Annotated in this window: 20 protein-coding genes; 8 read left to right on the top strand and 12 right to left on the bottom strand. The window is 65.4% G+C overall.

Translation table 11 applies throughout. The features are described from left to right. Positions 1-12: 12 nt before the first annotated feature. The 4 genes from BRAGE_RS0103315 to BRAGE_RS0103300 are packed head-to-tail and all read right to left on the bottom strand — an operon-like array spanning position 13 to position 4,076. Positions 13-1,185 (bottom strand): acyl-CoA dehydrogenase family protein, encoded by a 1,173-nt coding sequence (locus tag BRAGE_RS0103315; RefSeq protein ID WP_027560460.1) that lies wholly within the window; start codon positions 1,183-1,185, stop codon positions 13-15. Then, a complete protein-coding gene (locus tag BRAGE_RS0103310) occupies positions 1,179-1,979 on the bottom strand; it encodes an ABC transporter ATP-binding protein (RefSeq protein WP_027560461.1) in 801 nt (266 codons plus the stop codon). Before BRAGE_RS0103310 ends, BRAGE_RS0103315 begins: the two co-directional genes overlap by 7 nt. Then, positions 1,973-2,995, bottom strand: coding sequence for an ABC transporter permease (locus tag BRAGE_RS0103305; RefSeq protein ID WP_027560462.1), 1,023 nt, complete (start codon positions 2,993-2,995; stop codon positions 1,973-1,975). The genes BRAGE_RS0103310 and BRAGE_RS0103305 overlap by 7 nt, the downstream gene beginning before the upstream one ends. Then, positions 2,973-4,076 carry an ABC transporter substrate-binding protein gene (locus tag BRAGE_RS0103300; RefSeq protein WP_027560463.1) on the bottom strand — a complete coding sequence of 368 codons (1,104 nt, stop codon included), beginning with the start codon at positions 4,074-4,076 and terminating at the stop codon, positions 2,973-2,975. The genes BRAGE_RS0103305 and BRAGE_RS0103300 overlap by 23 nt, the downstream gene beginning before the upstream one ends. A gap of 475 nt (positions 4,077-4,551) precedes the next feature. Between BRAGE_RS0103300 and BRAGE_RS0103295 the strand changes: the two genes are divergently transcribed. Beyond that, positions 4,552-5,532 (top strand): ABC transporter substrate-binding protein, encoded by a 981-nt coding sequence (locus BRAGE_RS0103295; RefSeq protein WP_027560464.1) that lies wholly within the window; start codon positions 4,552-4,554, stop codon positions 5,530-5,532. A 114-nt stretch (positions 5,533-5,646) separates the two neighbouring features. On the opposite strand, the gene BRAGE_RS0103285 is transcribed toward BRAGE_RS0103295, so the two are convergent. Further along, positions 5,647-6,078 (bottom strand): hypothetical protein, encoded by a 432-nt coding sequence (locus BRAGE_RS0103285; protein ID WP_027560465.1) that lies wholly within the window; start codon positions 6,076-6,078, stop codon positions 5,647-5,649. Positions 6,079-6,413: 335 nt separating this feature from the next. Here BRAGE_RS0103285 and glgC point away from each other — a divergent pair, with 335 nt between their 5' ends. Genes glgC through BRAGE_RS0103270 form a run of 3 tightly spaced genes read left to right on the top strand, consistent with a single transcriptional unit; the run spans position 6,414 to position 9,428 of the window. Next, positions 6,414-7,676 (top strand): glucose-1-phosphate adenylyltransferase, encoded by a 1,263-nt coding sequence (gene glgC / locus BRAGE_RS0103280; protein WP_027560466.1) that lies wholly within the window; start codon positions 6,414-6,416, stop codon positions 7,674-7,676. Next, positions 7,673-9,130 carry a glycogen synthase GlgA gene (glgA, locus tag BRAGE_RS0103275; protein WP_027560467.1) on the top strand — a complete coding sequence of 486 codons (1,458 nt, stop codon included), beginning with the start codon at positions 7,673-7,675 and terminating at the stop codon, positions 9,128-9,130. The genes glgC and glgA overlap by 4 nt, the downstream gene beginning before the upstream one ends. A 37-nt stretch (positions 9,131-9,167) precedes the next feature. Further along, positions 9,168-9,428: a SemiSWEET transporter gene (locus BRAGE_RS0103270; RefSeq protein WP_027560468.1), complete on the top strand. Its 261-nt coding sequence runs from the start codon at positions 9,168-9,170 to the stop codon at positions 9,426-9,428. Positions 9,429-9,475: 47 nt separating this feature from the next. On the opposite strand, the gene BRAGE_RS0103265 is transcribed toward BRAGE_RS0103270, so the two are convergent. Continuing rightward, complete coding sequence (locus BRAGE_RS0103265; RefSeq protein ID WP_027560469.1) at positions 9,476-10,270, bottom strand: DODA-type extradiol aromatic ring-opening family dioxygenase; 795 nt, start codon at positions 10,268-10,270, stop codon at positions 9,476-9,478. A 157-nt stretch (positions 10,271-10,427) separates the two neighbouring features. Here BRAGE_RS0103265 and BRAGE_RS0103260 point away from each other — a divergent pair, with 157 nt between their 5' ends. Then, a complete protein-coding gene (locus BRAGE_RS0103260) occupies positions 10,428-10,607 on the top strand; it encodes a hypothetical protein (protein WP_027560470.1) in 180 nt (59 codons plus the stop codon). 7 nt (positions 10,608-10,614) lie between these two features. On the opposite strand, the gene BRAGE_RS0103255 is transcribed toward BRAGE_RS0103260, so the two are convergent. Beyond that, positions 10,615-12,087, bottom strand: coding sequence for a carboxylesterase/lipase family protein (locus BRAGE_RS0103255; RefSeq protein ID WP_027560471.1), 1,473 nt, complete (start codon positions 12,085-12,087; stop codon positions 10,615-10,617). Between the two features lie 236 nt (positions 12,088-12,323). Next, entirely contained in the window at positions 12,324-12,500 is a 177-nt protein-coding gene (locus tag BRAGE_RS0103250) for a hypothetical protein (protein ID WP_231164101.1), read from the bottom strand. Positions 12,501-12,760: 260 nt separating this feature from the next. On the opposite strand from BRAGE_RS0103250, the gene BRAGE_RS0103245 reads away from it, so the two are divergent. From BRAGE_RS0103245 to BRAGE_RS0103235, 3 genes are all read left to right on the top strand, one after another. Then, the gene (locus BRAGE_RS0103245; protein WP_027560473.1) at positions 12,761-15,451 is read left to right on the top strand and encodes a flavin-containing monooxygenase; all 2,691 of its coding nucleotides are present in this window, start codon (positions 12,761-12,763) and stop codon (positions 15,449-15,451) included. Positions 15,452-15,580: 129 nt separating this feature from the next. Next, the gene (locus BRAGE_RS0103240) at positions 15,581-15,856 is read left to right on the top strand and encodes a hypothetical protein (RefSeq protein ID WP_027560474.1); all 276 of its coding nucleotides are present in this window, start codon (positions 15,581-15,583) and stop codon (positions 15,854-15,856) included. A 113-nt stretch (positions 15,857-15,969) separates the two neighbouring features. Next, a complete protein-coding gene (locus tag BRAGE_RS0103235) occupies positions 15,970-16,275 on the top strand; it encodes a hypothetical protein (RefSeq protein ID WP_027560475.1) in 306 nt (101 codons plus the stop codon). A 328-nt stretch (positions 16,276-16,603) separates the two neighbouring features. Here BRAGE_RS0103235 and BRAGE_RS55665 read toward each other — a convergent pair whose 3' ends face one another. The 4 genes from BRAGE_RS55665 to BRAGE_RS0103215 form a co-directional block, all read right to left on the bottom strand. Continuing rightward, positions 16,604-16,759 (bottom strand): hypothetical protein, encoded by a 156-nt coding sequence (locus BRAGE_RS55665; RefSeq protein ID WP_167336478.1) that lies wholly within the window; start codon positions 16,757-16,759, stop codon positions 16,604-16,606. 103 nt (positions 16,760-16,862) lie between these two features. Continuing rightward, the gene (locus BRAGE_RS0103225; RefSeq protein ID WP_027560476.1) at positions 16,863-17,384 is read right to left on the bottom strand and encodes a septal ring lytic transglycosylase RlpA family protein; all 522 of its coding nucleotides are present in this window, start codon (positions 17,382-17,384) and stop codon (positions 16,863-16,865) included. 152 nt (positions 17,385-17,536) lie between these two features. Continuing rightward, entirely contained in the window at positions 17,537-17,701 is a 165-nt protein-coding gene (locus tag BRAGE_RS55660; RefSeq protein WP_167336477.1) for a hypothetical protein, read from the bottom strand. 30 nt (positions 17,702-17,731) lie between these two features. Further along, positions 17,732-18,982 (bottom strand): DUF1501 domain-containing protein, encoded by a 1,251-nt coding sequence (locus BRAGE_RS0103215; RefSeq protein WP_027560477.1) that lies wholly within the window; start codon positions 18,980-18,982, stop codon positions 17,732-17,734. Positions 18,983-18,984: the final 2 nt, after the last annotated feature.

Raw genomic sequence — 18,984 nt, 5'->3', positions numbered from 1 at the left:
ATTCGGGATTGGTCAGATGCCCAGCGCGACGCGCCCGGCGGAGATTTTGGTGGCATCGTCCTGGGGGGTGTGGACGCGGCCGCAGAGCACGTCGCGATAATGCCGCTCCAGCGGATTTTTTCGCGAAAGACCGTGATTGCTGGTCAGCGACAGGGCGTCCTCCACCGCGGCCACGGCGTTGTTGGTCACCGTCAACTTGACGATGTTGGACTCGATCGCGCTGAGCTGCAAGCCATCGTCGAAATCGGACGCAAAGCCGTCGATCAAACGTGCGTTGACTGCGAGCTTCGCCTCGATGCCGCCGAGAATTTCCTGGGCGCGCGGCAGGCTCGCCAGCGGCGCGCCGAGATTGGCCGGCACCCGCGTCTTCAGGAAATTGATCAGCCAGTCCCGCGCCGCACGCGCGATGCCGTCATAGATCGCCGCGACGAAGATGGTATGTACGGTGGCCTGCGCGACGTCGGGCGCGCGCCAGTTGGCGGCCTTGCGGACATCGACTTCGGCATCGAGCGGGATCACGACGTCGTCGAAGATGACGTCATGGCTGCCGCTGGCGCGCAGGCCGTAATGATCCCAGGTCTCGACGATGCGCGTGCCCGGAAGGCCTGCCGGCACCAGGAATTGGCCGACGCGCGGCTCGGCCTCGTCGGTGCGGGCCCAGACCAGATACCATTTCAGGATCGGCGATCCCGTCGAATAGATCTTGTGACCGGAGAGACGCCAGCCGGTTTCGGTCCGCCGCGCGATCGTCGCCGGCAGGCCGCCGCGCGCGGGCGAGCCGAGCTCGGGCTCGACGCGCAGCGCGTTGATCAGCGCAAGGCCCTCGACACTCTCGCGCGCGAGCTTGCGCGACAGTCGCGCCGGCCAGGTCGGGCTCCGCGCCATCACGAGATGGTTGATGTAATGCATCGACAGCACCAGTGCGGTCGACGCATCGGCCTTGCCGATGATACCGAGGATTTTCGCGGCGTATCGTGCGCCCGCACCGCCGCCGCCATGGGCCGCCGGCACGGTCAACGACAACAGCCCCGCCTCGGACAGCTCGCGAAAATTCTCGAACGGGAAGCTGCCGGTGCGATCGTGCTCGGCGGCGCGCGCGGCAAAACCTTCGGCAAGCGTCTCGGCGCGCGCAATGAAGTCGGGCTCGTTATGGGCTGCCCGGCCCTGGACTGCGGTTGTCACCATGTGGCGTCCAACCCCAGCAAGCCAAGGATCTGGCGGCGCAGATCGGCCAGATACGGGTCGCCGCGATGGCGCGGATAGGGCCGGTCGACACGGATGTCGGCCTTCACCCGCGCGGGCCGCTCGCTGAAGACGATGACACGGTTGGCGAGCACCAGCGCTTCCTCGGCATCGTGCGTGACGAGGAGCGTGGTAAAGCCCTTGCGCTGCCACAGCGAGACCAGCTCGGCCTGCATCGTGATGCGGGTCAGCGAGTCCAGTTTGCCGAGCGGCTCGTCGAGGATGAGGATCTTGGGATCATTGACCAGCGCCCGCGCCAGTGCGACGCGCTGCGCCATGCCGCCGGAGAGCTGGTGCGGATAGGCATTGCGGAACGATGCCAAGCCAACCAGATCGAGCGCGTCGTCGACGCGCTGCCGCTGGCTCTTCAAAATGCCCTGGGCCTCGAGGCCCAGGGCGACGTTGTCCCAGACCGACCGCCAGGGAAATAGCGTCGGATCCTGGAACACGACCACGCGCGAGGGATGCGGCCGGGTGATGCGGGCCTCGTCCTCGCGCAGCGTACCCGTCTTGGGCTTGTCGAGGCCGGCGACGAGCCGCAGCAAGGTCGACTTGCCGCAGCCGGATGGCCCGAGCAGCGCGACGAACTCGCCGGGCTCGACCGCGATGCTGACGTCGCTGAGGACAGGCAATTCAGTGCCATCGATGTCGAAGGCGTGGCTGACCTGCTCGATGTCGAGCGCGGCGCCGGCGGCCGGATGGGTGATCGCTTCGGCGAGAGCAGCTGCGGCTACCATTTCACGGTCCCCTTCTGCCAGACCAGCAGGCGGTCGCGGATCGCAAACAGCAGCGTGATCGCGCCGGAACAGAGCAGCGACATCACGATCAGCGCCGCATACATGTTGGCGTAGGCCGCCCAGCCCTGCACCCATTGCAGGTACCAGCCGAGGCCCGCCTTGACGCCGATCATCTCGGCGACGACGAGCACCGCGAAGGACGAGCCAAGCCCCATGAACAGGCCGACGAAGACGTGCGGTAGCGCCGCGGGGATCGCGACCTTCAGCACCAGGAAGGACGGTCTTGCCCCCAGCGTGCGCGCGACATCGTAATAGGCGTTACTGACGCTTGCGACGCCCGACCAGGTCAGCACCGTGACTGGGAAGCCGGTTGCGAGCGCGATCAGAAAGGTCGAGGCGCTCCAGCTCGATGGGAACGTGAAGAAGGCGATCGGCAGCCAGGCCGTCGCCGGCAGCGGGCCGATGAAGCGCAGCACCGGATGCACCCAATAGCCGACCGCGCGCGACCAGCCGATCGAGACGCCGGTGAGAAAGCCGATGGTCGCGCCGATCAGATAACCGCCGAGCTGGAGCCCGACCGAGGCGAACACGCTGTCGAGCAGCTTTGGCAGATCGTCGGTATAGACCTCGATGATCGACTGCGGCGGCGGAAAGAACGGCAGCGGCAGCCAGGCGAACTTTGCGGTGGCAACTTCCCAGAGCGTCAGGAATGCGCCGAGCGCGACCAGCCAGGGCGCGCGCGTGTTCAGCGCTTTTCCAGCCGATCCCAGATAATCGGCGCCGACGGTGCCGAACAGCGCGACGGCCGCGATGACGAAGGCGGCGATGCCGAGCGAATGCGTGCGCGACCAGTCGCCGACATCCGGCCACCACAGGCAGGAAACGCCGAAGCCGATCCAGGCGAGGCTGGCGAGAATGCCGACGCCGGAGTCCCGCAACCAGGTCGCCAGCAGCGGCGCGCGCGACACACGCGGCGCGCCGGAGGCGAGGCCATCAGACAGCGAATACGTCGACATAGATGCGCTCCGCGAATTTGGCCGTGTCGGTGCTCTGCTTGAACACCTGCACGCTCTTGAGGTCGTCGGCATAGGCCTTGAGCTCGCGCTTCAGGATGTCGCCGACGGGATGATGATGGTGGGTGTGATAGCGCACCATGCCCTCGATATCGGCGAGCGTGGCCGCCTTCGGCGCATAGGGCTGGAACGATTTCGCAGCGACGGTCGGGTTCTGCGCGGTGAACATGGCCGCATCGAGCAGCGCCTGCGTGATCGCGCGCGCGACCTGCGGCTCCTCGCGCACGAGGCTGCCGCGCAGGCCGACGATGCAGCAGCTCTTGTCGCGGTACTCGCCGTCGAGATTGGAGGCGACCTCCTTGTACTGGCTGTCCTTCAGCCAGAGATAGGCCAGCGGGTCGGACGACAGGAACGCCTGCACCTCGCCCTTCTCCACGGCGACGTTGAGCAAATTGCCGGGATAGGCGCGCCAGTCGACGTCCTTGTTCGGGTCGATGCCGAGTTTTGCCAGCTGGATCGAGAAGAAGTTCTTGTCGGGCCCGCCGAGATCGCCGACGGCGACGATCTTGCCCTTGAGGTCGGCAAGCTTGGCGACGCTCGAGTCGGCGCGCGTCAGAACGCGCATACAGCCGCCATGGGTGCCGGCGGCGATCTTGACGTCAAAGCCCTGCTCCAGCGGCTTCAGCCAGCGCAGCGCCATGCCGAGACCGGCATCGCTTTTTCCCGTTGCGATCGCCTCGAGCAGCTGGTCGGTCGAGCCGGAATAATTGACGAGCTCGACGTCGAGATTCTGCTTCTGGAAGAAGCCGTGCTCGATCGCGACCGGCAATGGCGCGAGGCACACCGCGCCGGCATTCCACGACAGCTTCAGCTTACGCGGGGCACCCATCAGCGCGGGCGCATCAGATGCCGTCCGGCACAGCGGGAATTCCGAGAAGTCGATTGCAGGCGCGATGGCGCGCGGCGCAAAGGCCTGCGCTGCCCCGAAGGCACCGAGCGGCGCGGCGCAGGCCGCAGCCAGCCCGGCCTGGAGCAGGTGGCGGCGGTCGAGCCCCGAACCGCCGCGCTTGTTGTCGTTATCCATCAGTCCCCACTCCTGCGCTGGCACGGCTCCGCCATGCGCGCAACGGTTCGCGTTGCGCATGTTCCGTGCGGAGCTGCGTTGAGAGAAATTTGTTCCGTCGGCGTTTTCGCGCCGCGTTGATACGATGCGCAAATCATGCGGCGCACACGCGGCATCGTCAATGAAATGGAATTTCGAATGTAGCGCGAAGCGAAGTCATTCTCTCCATCAGCGCGCGCAGCCACGATGAAACGATTTCTGCCGATGTATCGGCCGGCAGAACGCGACGCGGCCCCTCGCCTGCTTCATTCCCGCGCATCTTGACGCTGCACGCACGACACGTTCTCGAAAGCTGCGCTGCGCAGAAACGTCCTTGCCCGATGCGTGCACAATACGAATGGCCATTTCATTGACTGCGTATCGCGCGATCATAGACTTGATCGTCTCGCTGCATCGCTCGCTCACGCGTCGTGAGCAAAGCAACAAGACAGGCCACATGAGCATCAACTCCGACGATCATTCCATCACCCGCCGGCTCGCCGCATCGCTGCTTGCCGCCGCCATCACGCTGTCGACCGCCGCGGCTGCATTCGCCGCCGACACGGTGGTGCTGCGCGTCGGCGACCAGAAGGGCGGCAATCGCTCGCTGCTCGACATCTCCGGCTATGCGAAGGACCTGCCCTACAAGATCGAATGGTCGGAATTCCCGGCGGCGGCTCCCATCCTGGAAGCGCTCAACGCCGGCGCGCTCGATGTCGGCTACACCGGCGATCTCTCGTTCCTGTCGGTCTACGCGGCCGGCGCGCCGATCAAGGCGATCGGCGGCACGCGTTCGGATGCGAAGACGCAAGCAATCCTGGTGCGCCAGGATTCGCCGATCAAGTCGGCGGCCGACCTCAAGGGCAAGCGCCTGGCCGGCACGCGCGGCGGCTGGGGCCAGTTCCTGATCGACGCGACCTTGGAGAAGGCGCAGATCAAGCTGGAGGATGCGACCTTCGCGCCGCTCGGCCCTGTCGACGCCAAGATCGCGCTGGTCGCCGGCTCGATCGATGCCTGGGCGGTGTGGGAGCCCTATGTCTCGTTCGCGACCTTGAAGGACAAGGCGCGCGTGATCGCCGACGGCGAGGGCCTGACGCCGACCATCACCTTCATCGTCGCCTCCGATAACGCCATCGCCACCAAGCGTGCGGCAGTGCAGGATCTCGTGCAGCGGCTGAACAAGGCGCGGCTGTGGTCGCTCGACCATCTCGGCGAATATGCCAAGAACACCGCCGAGCTGACCAGGCTGCCGGAGGACGTGCTGCTCTCCGCCTACACCGCCCAGCGCACCAGCCCGATCGTGATCGACGAGAACGTGGTGAAGGAAATCCAGCAAGCGTCCGACCGCTCGACGCGCTACGGCATCCTGCCGAAGACGTTAGACGTCAGCAAAGCCGTCGACCGCAGCTTCACCGCCGCGGCGGCGGGATCGAACTAGGCGGAAGCAGCGGGATGCGCGGACCTCGCTTCAAAGCCGGCCCGCTGCATCTCGCCGCGATCGTGCTCATGCATTTCGCCTGCATGAGCCTGATCGTGTGGCTGTCGCTCTAACTTACCAATATCCGTAGGACCGGTAGTAGCCGTAGCGATAGCCGTAATACGGACGGTAGGGCCGATAATATCTGGGGTAAGCGTAGGCCGGTCCGTAGCCGTAATAGGCCGGCGCATAACCATAACCAGAGCCATAGCCATAGCCGTAGCCCGGATAGCCGTAGCCGCCGTAATACGGACCGCCACCATAATAGCCATAGCCGTAAGGCGCGGTGCTGGCGGCGATAGCGCCACCGATGATTGCGCCGGCCGCGAGACCGCCGAGGCCCCAGCCCCAGCCGCCGCGCCAATACACCTGCGTGACGTCATCGCCGGCCGCGGCCTTCATGGTCGCGACATTGGTCGGCATCGGCGCCGCATTGGCCTGACCGATTTGACCGGCCATGACCGCGCCCGCCAGCGAACAGGCAATTGCCGTTTTCCAGATCCTCATCGTCGTGCTCCCTGTCTGACGTTTGCTTGGAAATGGGATCGCGCAGGCATGATCGGGCATCCTTGCGCCAAGTCAAAGCCTGTTTCTCAAAGCCTGGATTTTGCGTGCGGCGCACAAGACGCGGCCGACCGGCGCGCGATGCCGCGTCCGGCCGCACCGATATGACACCGGGACGACGGCGCGACGGGCCCGGCCTCCGCGGCAAAGCATTAAGCTTCCCGTGTGTTCGCAACCAACAACCACCTTCCCGATTTACTATTCGTACCGTTACTATCGGTTCCAATGCGCGCGGCGGGGAAGCCTCTCGCGAAGCGCCAGAGCTGTGGGAGGATCACATGAGTGCCGCGAGACCCGAGCCGCTTGCCCGTCAGGCGCTGGCGTTCGTCCTGGCCGGCGGACGCGGCAGCCGGCTCCTGGAGCTGACCGACCGGCGCGCCAAGCCCGCGGTCTATTTCGGCGGCAAGTCCCGCATCATCGATTTCGCGCTGTCCAACGCGGTGAACTCCGGCATCCGCCGCCTCGCGGTCGCCACCCAGTACAAGGCGCACAGCCTGATCCGGCATCTTCAGATGGGCTGGAACTTCTTCCGACCCGAGCGTAACGAGAGTTTCGACATCCTCCCGGCCAGCCAGCGCGTGTCGGAGAGCATGTGGTATGTCGGCACGGCGGATGCCGTGTACCAGAACATCGACATCATCGAGTCGCACAACGCCCGCTTCATCGTGGTGCTCGCCGGCGACCACATCTACAAGATGGATTACGAGGTGATGCTGCGCCAGCACGTCGACAGCGGCGCAGACGTCACCGTCGGCTGTCTCGAAATGCCGCGTGTGGAATCCTCGGGCTTTGGCATCATGCATATCGACGAGAACGGCTGGATCCAGGAGTTCCTGGAGAAGCCCAAGGATCCACCGCCGATGCCGGGCAAGCCTGATGTCTCGCTCGCCAGCATGGGCATCTACGTGTTCGACGCGAAATTCCTCTACGAGGAGCTCAAGCGCGACGCTGCAGATCCGAACTCCAACCACGATTTCGGCAAGGACATCATTCCCTACATCGTCAAGAACGGCCGCGCCATCGCGCACCAGTTCTCGAGCTCCTGCGTCCGCTCCGGCGACGACCCGCGCGCCTATTGGCGCGATGTCGGCACGGTCGATGCCTACTGGGCTGCCAATATCGACCTGACCGACGTGGTGCCCGAGCTCGACCTGTTCGACCGCGCCTGGCCGATCTGGTCCTATGCCGAGATCACCCCGCCCGCGAAATTCGTCCATGACGAGGAGAGCCGGCGCGGCCAGGCCGTGAGCTCGCTGGTGTCGGGCGGCTGCATCATCTCCGGCGCCTCGCTGCGCCGCTCGCTGCTGTTCACCGGCGTGCGCGTCAACTCTTACGCCAATGTCGAGAACGCCGTGATCATGCCTTACGTCCATGTCGGGCGCGGCGCTCGCTTAAAGAACGTCGTGATCGATCGCGGCGTCGAGATTCCCGAAGGCCTCGTCGTCGGCGAGGACCCGGAATTCGACGCCAAGCGCTTCCGCACCACCGAGCAGGGCATCTCGCTGATCACCCAGCCGATGATCGACAGGCTCAATACATGACGCCTGTTCGCGTCCTCGCGGTCGCCTCCGAAGTCTATCCCATCGTCAAGACCGGCGGCCTCGCCGATGTCGCCGGCGCGTTGCCGATCGCGCTCAAGGCGCACGGCGTCGAGATGCGCACCTTGATGCCGGGCTATCCCGACGTGATGCGGCTGCTCGCGGGCGCGGATGAGATCCGGCGCTGGCCGGATTATTTCGGCGGTCCCGGACGCCTGCTCGCCGGCTCCCATGACGGGCTCGACCTGTTCGTGCTCGACGTGCCGCATCTCTATGCGCGGCCCGGCAATCCCTACGTCACCACCGACGGCGTCGACTGGGCCGACAACGGCATCCGCTTCGCCGCGCTGTCGCGCATCGCGGCCGATATCGGCCACGGCCTCGTCCCCGCTTTCGTGCCCGACGTCGTCCATGCCCACGACTGGCAGGCCGGACTCGCGCCGGCCTATCTGCACTACGACAACCGTCCGCGGCCCGGCACCGTGATGACGATCCACAACATGGCCTATCAGGGCAAGTTCGACCGCGCACTGATCGGCGCGATCGGCCTGCCCTGGGCGTCCTCGTTCGACGTCCATGGCCTCGAATATTTCGGCGGCATCAGCTTTCTGAAAGCCGGCCTCCAACTCGCCGATCGCATCACCACGGTGTCGCCGACCTACGCGCGGGAGATCCAGAGCGACGAAGGCGGCATGGGTCTCGGCGGCCTGTTGCGCGAACGCGCCGACGTGCTCAGCGGCATCCTCAACGGCATCGACACCGAGGTATGGAATCCGCAAACCGATCCGCACATCGCCTATCGTTTCGGCGCCGGAGACCTGACGTTCCGGGCCGCGAACAAGGCGGTGCTTCAGCAGCAGTTCAATCTGGATTCCTCGGACGAAGCGCCGCTGCTCGGCGTCATCAGCCGCCTGTCCTGGCAGAAGGGGCTCGATCTGCTGCTGGAGGCCATTCCCACCATCCTGGGCGAAGGCATGCAGCTCGCGCTGCTCGGCAGCGGCGACCGCGATCTCCAGGAGAGCTATCAGGCCGCCGCCCGCACCAATCCCGGGCGGATCGGCGTCATGATCGGCTATGACGAGGTTTTGGCGCATCTGGTCCAGGCCGGCTCGGATGCGCTGATCGTGCCCTCGCGTTTCGAGCCGTGCGGCCTGACCCAGCTCTGCGCGCTGCGCTATGGCGCTGTGCCGATCGTCTCCCGCGTCGGTGGTCTCGAAGACACCATCGTCGATATCGGCGAGGCCGATGCGTCGGACCGCGATGCCACCGGATTCAAGTTCGGCCCCGTGACCACCAATGCCCTCGTCGGCACGCTGCGCAAGGCCAACACCGTCTTCCACGACAAGCTGACCTGGCGCCGGCTGCAACTGAGCGGCCTTGCCACCGACGTTTCCTGGCGCAACCGCGCCGGCGACTATGCCGCGCTGTATCGCGATCTCATGGTGTCGCGCACCTGAGTCATGACCGCCGTCGAATCCATGCTATAGAGCGCGCATGGAACCATTCGTGATCAAGCTGATCGGCTTTGCCGCCGCCACCTGCACCACCGTGGCCTACGCGCCGCAGGCCATCAAGGTGTGGAAGACCCGCTCCACCGGCGACATCTCGCTCGGCATGTTCCTGGTCATGGTGCTGGGCCTCGCGCTCTGGCTGATCTACGGCCTGCTCAGCGGCGACGGCCCACTGATCGCCTCGAACGCCGTCACCATGCTGCTCGCCGGCGGCATTCTCGTGATGAAGCTTCGCTACGGGTGAAGCTGTCTTCGCCGCTCCCCGCAAGCGGGGAGAGCAAGAAGAAGTCATTACCCAAACACGTACGACGCCATCGCGACGTTCGCGACCTCGTCGACGAAGACGCGCTTGCCGACATCGCTGCCGGCGGCACCGGCGGCCACCATCAACGGCAGCAGATGGTCCTCGCGGGGATGTGCAAGGCGTGCGCTCGGCGCGCTCTCCCAGTCGACCAGCATCGCGTTGCGGCGCGCCGCATCCGGGTTGCTGATAGCCTCGTTCAGATAGGCCTCGAAATCATACGAGACCGGCTTGGACTCCGCACGGCCGAAGCCGCGCATGTTGTGATAGGTCAGCCCGCTGCCGACGATCAGAACGCCCTCGTCGCGGAGCGATGCGATCGCCTGTCCGACCTTGATGTGCTCGGCCGCGTCGTAAGTCGATTTCAGCGACAGCAGCACGATCGGCATGTCGGCGTTCGGATACATCAGGCCGAGCGGCACGAAGGTGCCGTGATCGAAGCCCTGGTTGGGATCCTCCCGGCAATCGAGGCCCGCATGCTTGAGCAGCGCCCTCACCCTGGCTGCAAGCTCGGGCTTGCCCGGCGCCGGATATTTCAGGTGATAGGTATGCTCGGGGAAACCGTAATAGTCGTAGACCATCGGCGGATGCGCCGAGGTCGACACGGTGAAGGCGTCGGCCTCCCAATGTCCGGTGATGACGAGCACGGCCTTGGGCCTTTCCGGCAGCAGCTGCGGCAACCGGCCGAACGCTTCGGCGGTCTTCGCATATTGCACCCGTCTGTCCTCCATGAACGGCCAGGGGCCGCCGCCGTGCGACAGGAACAGGGTCGGAAATCGCGTCATGGGTAAAGGCCCGGCTCAAAGACAACATGCGCGTGTAGCAGCTGCGCATCGGCGGCGAGCATAGGCAAACCGGCATGGTTAGCAAGTCGTTAACGATTTGCCTCGCAGAATCCCGGCTGTGTGGCCGAAGCAGTCGGCCGGTTGCCAGGGACGTGAGATGAGGAAGTTTGCGCTGGGGGACGTCGTTAACAGTGACAAGGGCCGCCGCGGCGTCGTTCGCGCCGCGTTCAAGTCGCGGGAAGGCCAGCAGTTCTATGCCGTCGAGAAGGACGGCGCGGTGGACTATCTGGAGGAAGACCGGCTGAGCCCGGCGCCGCGCGTCGAGCTCGCGGCCTAATTCCAACTCATTTTCTGCCCTCACCTGCGAGCCGGTCGAGACGCTCTGACAAGGGGTCGTCTCCGCTCGCGATGCGGTCGTTCGTGATCAGGAGCAGGCGATCGCGGTCTGCGGCCGCGTCCCAGCGTGGCAAGTCGGGACCGTTGGGATCGCCGCTTTTTACAAAGTTGATCCAGTAGCTGCGCATGCGGCTTGCGACCTCTCGGTCGCGCCGTGAGAAGATGCCCGCACCCGGCACGCCTTCCACGCCGAAGATCAACTGCAACTCCCGCCCGTGGCCGCCTTCGGGATTTGCACGCCGCGCTTCCGGCACGTAGGCGAAGCGATAGCGAAACGTCGGCGCGCCGCTTGCGGCATGCAGGCGGGCCAGCAGCCGCACCGGCTCGGAGAAGACCTTGTCGGTGTAGAACCGCGCCGCGAGCTCCGAAGGCTTGGCGAGATCGGGATAAAGCTTGCGCAACACCTCGCTCGTGGCACCTGATGCTGCGAGCGCCTCCTTGAGGTCGAGCTCGCTATCAAAGCCCGTCTCGTCATCGTTCGAGCCGATGATCAGGGGAATGCGGCCTTCATGCCCGGCCGCAAAGCCTTCGGCAACATCTCCGCTCACCAGAGCTCCATCGATGAATGGCGCAAAGCCGTGCGGTGATTTTTCGAGCAGATGTTTTTGGGCGGCAAGCAGGCGCGGCGGCTCGGCCGCGCGCAAATCAGTCTGCGATCCGAGCGCCGCTGCGAACTGCCGGCTCACGACTTCCGCCTCCTGGGCCGAGCGCAGTCGGCTACGGCCCGGCACCGATTGCAGGATGGCTTTCTGAAACAGATCGCGCGATGGCGCCGATAGCATCAACAGCGCGATCGACGTCGCGCCTGCGTCGCTACCAAACAGGGTGACATTGCCGGGATCGCCGCCGAAGGCCGCGATGTTGTCGTGGACCCAGTGCAGCGCCGCGATCTGGTCCATCAGCCCGTAATTGCCGGAGCCGCCGTCCGACAATTCGGAATGGCTGAGCCAGCCGAGCGCGCCGAGGCGATAATTCACGGTCACCACGATGAGGCCGGCCTGTGCGAGCTTTGCGCCGTCGAACAGCGGATCGTTCGCCGTGCCTGAGACGAACCCGCCGCCATGGATGAAGACCATCACCGGCAGCGGGCCATCGACCCCGAACGGACGGAACACGTTCAGCGTCAGGCAATCCTCGCTCGTATCAGGCAGCGACGGCTGAAGGCACGGCGCGCCGTAATCGTAGACGGTGTGCATCTCCGAGCTCTCGACGGTCGCCTGCGGCGCCCGCCAACGTAGCGCGCCGACCGGCGGCGCCGCATAGGCCAACCCCTTGAACGAGGCCACCTCGCCTTCGACGGCGCCCAGCATCTGCCCCTCACGCGTCAGCGCGAAGGGGAACTGTCCGACCGGCTGCGCGAAGGCGAAGCCGGCACAGCAAAGGAGCGCGGACGTCGTGATGAGCGTGAGCAGGGACCGCATCTTGAGGGATCTCAATGCGCGGAAAGGGTTCCTGGCGAGGTTACGTCTTGGATGCGCGAAGAGGCAAGCACCGCCGCGTTCTTACTTCTGCCCGGCGATGCGAAGCATCGTCCGGTGCGATCCGGGTGAGGGGGTACAGGTCTCGCGGCAGTCGCACGCGCGGAGAGAAGCCCCTCACCCGAACCCTCTCCCCGTAAGAACGGGGCGAGGGAGCGCACCGTCACCGCGGCCGCCGCCTAACCGCTCTTCGCAATGATCTCCGCCAGCGCGCGCCTTGCGATGATGCCGAGCTCGCCGAGCGTGGAATGTCCCGCCTTTGCCGCCTCGATCAGGCGCTCGGCGATGAACCTGCGGCTGTCGTGATCGCCGCCATGCGGCAATTGGCGGCACGTCTCCTCCAGGACGACGTCCATGTTCGCTTTGGTTCGCTCACTCAACTCTGTCATGACGCCCTGGGCACGCGTGGCTTGTAGCCGCAAGCATACACAGAAGGATGTGCTCTGATTAGCCCGGACAATCCCGGCGATTGTGCATCGCGGTGCGTGTATCGCCGCAATCTTCGCGCGGCCACGATCGCGCCGCGAATGACTACCGAAGATTGCATTTGTCCTGATGACAGACCAGGCCTGCAGGGCTAGCCTGCCGGCAAAACAAACTACACGGGAGGAATACCATGCCAGACGCAATGGTCGCCGCACGTGAGTCCAAGGCGGCGAGTGGAACAGCCCAACAAGTCGACGTTGCCGTGGTCGGCGCCGGATTTGCCGGCCTCTATCTTCTCCATCGCCTGCGCAAGGCCGGCCTCTCGGCCGTCGCGCTCGAAGAAGCCGGCGATGTCGGCGGCACCTGGTACTGGAACCGCTATCCCGGCGCGCGCTGCGATATCCAGACCATCGACTACAGCTACACCTTCGACCCGGAACTGGAGAGCGCCTGGACCTGGTCGGAGAAATACGCGACCCAGCCCGAGATCCTGCGCTATCTCGGTTTCGTCGCCGATCGCTACGAGTTGCGTCGCGACATCCGCTTCAACACCAAGGTAACGGAAGCCAAGTGGGACGAGCAGGCCGAACGCTGGCAGCTCACCACCAGCAATGGCGCACCGGTTTCCGCTCGTCATTACGTCATGGCCACCGGCTGCCTCTCCGCGCCAAAGCCGCCGGAGATCGACGGCGTGAAGGATTTCAAAGGCGAGGTCTATTTCACCGGGCGCTGGCCGCATGACGGCGTCAACCTCGCGGGAAAACGCGTCGCGGTGATCGGCACCGGCTCCTCGGCGATCCAGTCGATCCCGATCATCGCCGAGCAGGCCGCGCATCTGACCGTATTCCAGCGCACGCCGAATTTCGCGCTGCCCGCCCATAACGGCCCCTCGCCGGCCGATCGCATGGACATGTTCCAGAGCGACCGCGCGGCCTATCGCGAGCAGGCGCGCCAGTCGATGACCGGCGTGCCCTATCCGCAGCAGACCGTCGTGAGCTGGCAGCTCAGCGATGCCGAGCGTCGTGAGCGGTTCGAACGCGCCTGGGCAGCCGGTGACCTCGTCCACATCCTGACGCAGCTTTGGGCTGACCAGGCGGTCGACGTCGACGGCAACAAGATCGTCCAGGACCTGATCCGCGAAAAGATCCGTGCTGCCGTCAAGGATCCCGAGACGGCGGCGGCGCTGATGCCGGACGATCATCCCTTCGGTGCCAAGCGTCCCTGCCTCGACACCAATTACTATGCGACCTACAACCGGCCGAACGTCACGCTGGTCAATCTGCGCCAGGAGCCGATCAAGGCGATCACCGGAAGCGGCATCACCACCGGCAAGCGCAATTTCGACGTCGACGTCATCGTGTTCGCGACCGGCTTCGACGCCATGACCGGCGCGATCCGCGCTGTGCATCCGATCACCGGACGCGGCGGCAAGTCGCTCACCGATGTCTGGGCGCAGGGGCCGCAGAGCTATCTCGGGCTCACGGTCGAGGGCTTCCCGAACTTCTTCATGATCACCGGGCCCGGCAGCCCGTCGGTGCTCTCGAACATGGCGGTGTCGATCGAGCAGCATGTCGACTGGGTGGTCGATCGCCTCGCCGCATTGCGTGATGCCGGCTTCACCACGATGGAGCCGACCGAGACGGCGCAGGCCGCCTGGGGTCGGCACATGGCTGACTGCTCGATGGTGACGCTGCACCGGCTCGCCAACACCTGGTACACGGGCGCCAACGTGCCGGGCAAGATCCAGGGCCTGATGCCCTATACCGGCGGCGTCGGCCCCTATCGCAGCATCTGCGACGAGGTCACGAACCGCGGCATGCTCGGCTTCAAGCTCGGCGGCCCCAATGTCGCCCCGCAATGCAACGACGGCGAGGTGGTGAAGCTGCAGCCGGACGTGCGGCTGGTGCTGAACCTGCTGGCGTCGCTGAACCTGCCGCCGATCGAGTCGATGGGCGCGATCGGCGCGCGCGCCTTCGTCAACGAGTTCAACAAGGGGCGCCCGGCGGGACGCCCGATCGGCGAGATCGTCGACGGCACCCTGCCCGGCGCCGATGGCCCGCTGCCCTATCGCGCCTACAAGCCGGCGACGCCGGGGCCGCATCCGGTCGTGGTCTATTTCCACGGCGGTGGCTGGGTGCTCGGAGACGAACAGTCCGACGAGCCGTTCTGTCGCGACATGGTGCGCAGGACCGGCATGATGTTCGTCAGCGTCGGCTACCGCCACGCGCCGGAGCATCGTTTCCCGGCCGCGGCCGAAGACGGCTATGCGGCGGCGCGCTGGATCGCCGAGCACGCCACCGAGCTCGGCGGCAGACCGGGACCGGTGCTGGTCGCGGGCTGGAGCGCCGGCGGCAACATCGCCGCCGTCACCTGCCAGCTCGCGCGCGACCGCGGCGGGCCTGAGATCGCCGGCCAATTGCTAGTGTGTCCGGTCACCGACTGCACCTATGATCGCCCGTCCTACAACGACAATGCGACCGGCTATTTCCTGACGCGCTCGTTGATGTACTGGTTCTGGGACCTCTACTGCTCACCGGCCGACCGCACCGATCCGCGCGTCTCGCCGCTGCGTGGCAAGGTTTCAGGGTTACCGCCGGCCTTCGTCGTCACCTGCGAGTTCGATCCCTTGCGCGACGAGGGCATCGCCTATGCCGAAGCAATGGCTGCTGCCGGCGTCCCGGTCGAACAGCTCAAGGCGCGCGGCCATTTCCACTCGTCCTTTGCGATGGTCGACGTGGTGATCACCGGCGTCCAGGGCCGCGTGCAGATGGCCGAAGCCCTGCGACGCTTTGCGGAGCTTCCGCCGGAGGTCAGCCGCGGCGACGAGACCAGCCACGGTCATGTCAGTCCGGGGCACAAGATCGCAGCGGCCGCAAGCTGACGGCAACAAGGCGGCCGGGAACCTTTTCCCGGCCGCCGCGTTGTGTGGCTGCGGCATTGAGATGCAGCGATAGTGGGCCCCGGCACGCCAACCAGCGTGCTGGGGTGTTTTTGCGTGAGGGCGGGGACAATGAGGGACGCATCAGTTGCAGGTTCAAAGGTCGATTTCAGCGCGCTTGCGGTGCTGCACAAATGGCCGTCACTGGCGAACCAGCGCCGGCCGGACAGGGACACCTATCAGGTGAGCGAAGGCACGCTCGATCAGTGCATCTCCGCTTTCATGGGCAAGCCGGCGGCGACCAGACATCTTTATGAAATCCACACGACGGCGCAGCCGCCGCTGGTCACGGGCGTCCTCTCGCCCGAGCACGTCGCAGAGCTGTCGCGCTTGCGGGAATATCTCTGATTGCGTGCAGGCGCGGAAAGCTGCACGCGCGCGACAAGCTTCCGATCAAGGCAGGAACCTTCTTCCGGTTTTTCCCGTTAATGGGGATCGGAAGTCAAGACGAGTGCCTCAAGATGCTTGAAGCCAGCGTACCATCTTCCATCGTGCCTTATGGCGCAGATCAGACCCTGATCGTGGTGATCGATCGCCTCGACAAGGCAACTGAGATTCGGGTCGAGCGCAGCGATCTCGAAGCCACCATCGGCGAGCTCGTCGCCGGCTGCTTCAACGATCCCATCAAGGTGATTTCCTTCAACACGCTCGAGCACTGGATGAAGGACATCTCCACCGATGTCGCCGGCGAGATCAAGGCGCGTTGCGACATCGACGGCGTGACGCTGCCCGATTATCTCAGCGACTTCGTCGAGAGCCACACCTGATCGCGCATTGCGCAATTGATGGACTTCAAATCGCAGGCAACAAAAAAGCGCCGCGTCCGCGGCGCTTTTCCGTACTTCAACGTTCGTGCTTGAGCATGATCTTGTCGGAAAACCGCTCTACACTTTTCCCGATCATGCTCTAGTGGTGCCAGAACAATGCCAGCAGCAGAATGATCGGCAGCGGCACGCCAAGCAGCCAAAGCAAAGCACCTCTTCCAAAACCCATGATGTCCTCCTCCTCTTGCCTCGCCCAGATGACGCGGCAGGCGAAAAGAAGTTCCGCGCCTCAAAGAGAGGGCGAATGCGTTCAGTGCATGGATTACGGGAGTTATGCGCGCCGGTACTTGCCAGCGATCAGTTCGATCTCGCGGCGGCGGTCGCCGGCGAAGGTCAGCAGCTTTTCGATCGTCAGCGTATCCGTGATCCGTTTGGCGAGGCGCTCGGCGCGCGCGGCCTGATCTTCGAGATACTGGATCGTGTTCAAGCGCCCGCCTCCCCAACCGCCCCGAATTGTTCGGGCAGCCATCGTGCGCGAGAAGCAGCTAACAGCCGGTTAAGCGCGGCGCGTCTCAGCTCGATGAATCGCGCTATCGCACGACATCGAGCCTGACATTGGTGATGCCCTTGTCGACCATGCCAAGCGCCTCGGCCGCGGACGGCGAGACGTCGACCACGCGTCCGCGAACGAACGGCCCGCGATCGTTGACCCGGACGGTGACGAAGCGGCCGGAGGAAACATCGGTGACACGCAGCTTGGTGCCGAACGGCAGGGTCGGATGGGCCGCGGTCAATTCGTTCTTGTCGAACTTCTCGCCGCTTGCGGTTTCCGTATCCGAATAGAAGCTGGCAACGCCATGCGAAGCGTTTTGCTTTGCCTCGCGAGTATTATTGGGAATGCGCGCCCGGTGGATCGGCCGCGGGCGGAATGCCGCGACCCGGTGCGGCCGCTCGATCGTGGCCTGCCGGCTGGTGCCGAGATCCGCCCTCTGGCGGCCGGCCGGCGACTGCGCGCACGCGGCGAGCGAAGCGGCACCGACGATGACCAGCAGCAGCCGGCTCGAGGTTGCCAGGGACATCCGGGCAGTTTCGGCACTTGCAATGCGAGACATGATGCGCCCTCCGAACAACCCCAAGTTTCGGTCGGCAATGAGGGCAGAACCTTGTCTGAACAGAAGCGGCCTTGCGGCCGCGGTCCTTTCGCGCCAGCTGTGGCCATTCCACCACAGTCGCTGTCGTGAATCGGAACAAAATTCGCGGAAAATCAGCCCGATACGACCCGCAAAATGATCGGACGCGAATCCGGGCTGTGCTCACCGGTATCGGCGTCCCCCTTCAGGAGCCGCATCAGCTCGCGCCGATAGAGCCGTCGCCAGCCGGTTTTCAGGCTGGCGAGAAAGTCGAGCTCCAATTGCGTCAGTGTGCACATCACGAACCCGATCCGGTTGCGACAACGCCGTCAGCCGACGAGGCCTCCCATCGGTTTGACCTCAGTGCTGCCGGGGAAGACTGTATCTGCCAGCACCTTCTCCTCGACGCGCAGGTGATCCCGCAGCAAGCCCTTCAGCACCGCGCGCAGATCCGTGGTCGGCTTGAGATCGCGATCCTCGAACAGCTGCGCCGGCTTCAGGCCCGGCCAGTCCGCGATCACGCGGCCGCCGGCGAGTCCGCCGCCGATGAGGAAGGCGACCGTGCCCGTGCCGTGATCGGTGCCTTGCGTACCGTTGATGCGCGCGGTGCGGCCGAACTCGGTGACGACGGCGACCACGGTCTCCTTCCATGCCTCGCCCATGTTGCTCTCGATCGCCGCGAACGCGCCGTCGAGCGCGCCGAGCAGATTGTAGAGCTGGCCGGACGCTGCGCCTTCCGCGATATGCGTGTCCCAGCCGACGAAGCCCATGGCGCCGACGCGCGGGCCGTCGGGCTTTGCGAGATAGCGCGCGGCGGTGCCGGCGGCTTCGGCGAAATAGGCGCGCACGCGCGCGATGCCCGGAGGCGCCAGGGTCGGATCGTCCGACATCGGATCGCCCGCGCCCGGTGCGCCGCCGAGCGAGGCCAGCTTCATCCGCGCCTGGAGCACGGTCGCGAGTTTTGGATCGGTGTGCTGGTAGAGATCGAGCAGACGGTTCTGCGTGTCCTCGCTCGCCGGCAGCAGCTTCTGCGGCACCCATGTCATCACCGGCGCGGAGCCGCGCACCACCAGCGGAGTCACCGAGCCAATGCCGAGCGCGCGGCTGCCGCGCGGATCGACGCGCCCGCCGGATTCCATCGCAAGCAGCGCGCGGTTGAGCCATCCCGACGCGGTCACGCCGGGTTTGGAAATGCCGCTCTCCAGCACGTCCTGGCCATCGAAATGCGAGCGCTCGCGATAGGGCGTCGCGCAGGCGTGGACGATCGCAGCCTTGCCGCTTTTGTAGAGCCGGTGCAGGTTCGGCATCGCCGGGTTGAGCGCGAAAAAGGAATCGAGCGGCAGCGCCGGCGGCTTGCCGTCCAGCAGTAGCGCGCGATCGCCGCGCAAGGAGGCCCAGTCGGGATCGCCGACCGGCGCGACCGCGCCGAGGCCATCGAGCGCGCCGCGCAGCACGATGACGAGCAGACGCGGATCGCGGCCTTCGGCGCGCGCGATCCGCGGCATCTGGCTCCAGGCGAACAGCGCACCGGAGCCGACCAGAAGCTCGCGCCGCGTGGGCAGATGATGATCGAAGCCCATGC

Source organism: Bradyrhizobium genosp. SA-4 str. CB756 (assembly GCF_000473125.1).
Lineage (GTDB): Bacteria > Pseudomonadota > Alphaproteobacteria > Rhizobiales > Xanthobacteraceae > Bradyrhizobium > Bradyrhizobium arachidis.
The sequence above is the reverse complement of the archived record's forward strand: the minus strand, read 5'-3'. Positions and strand labels throughout refer to the sequence as shown.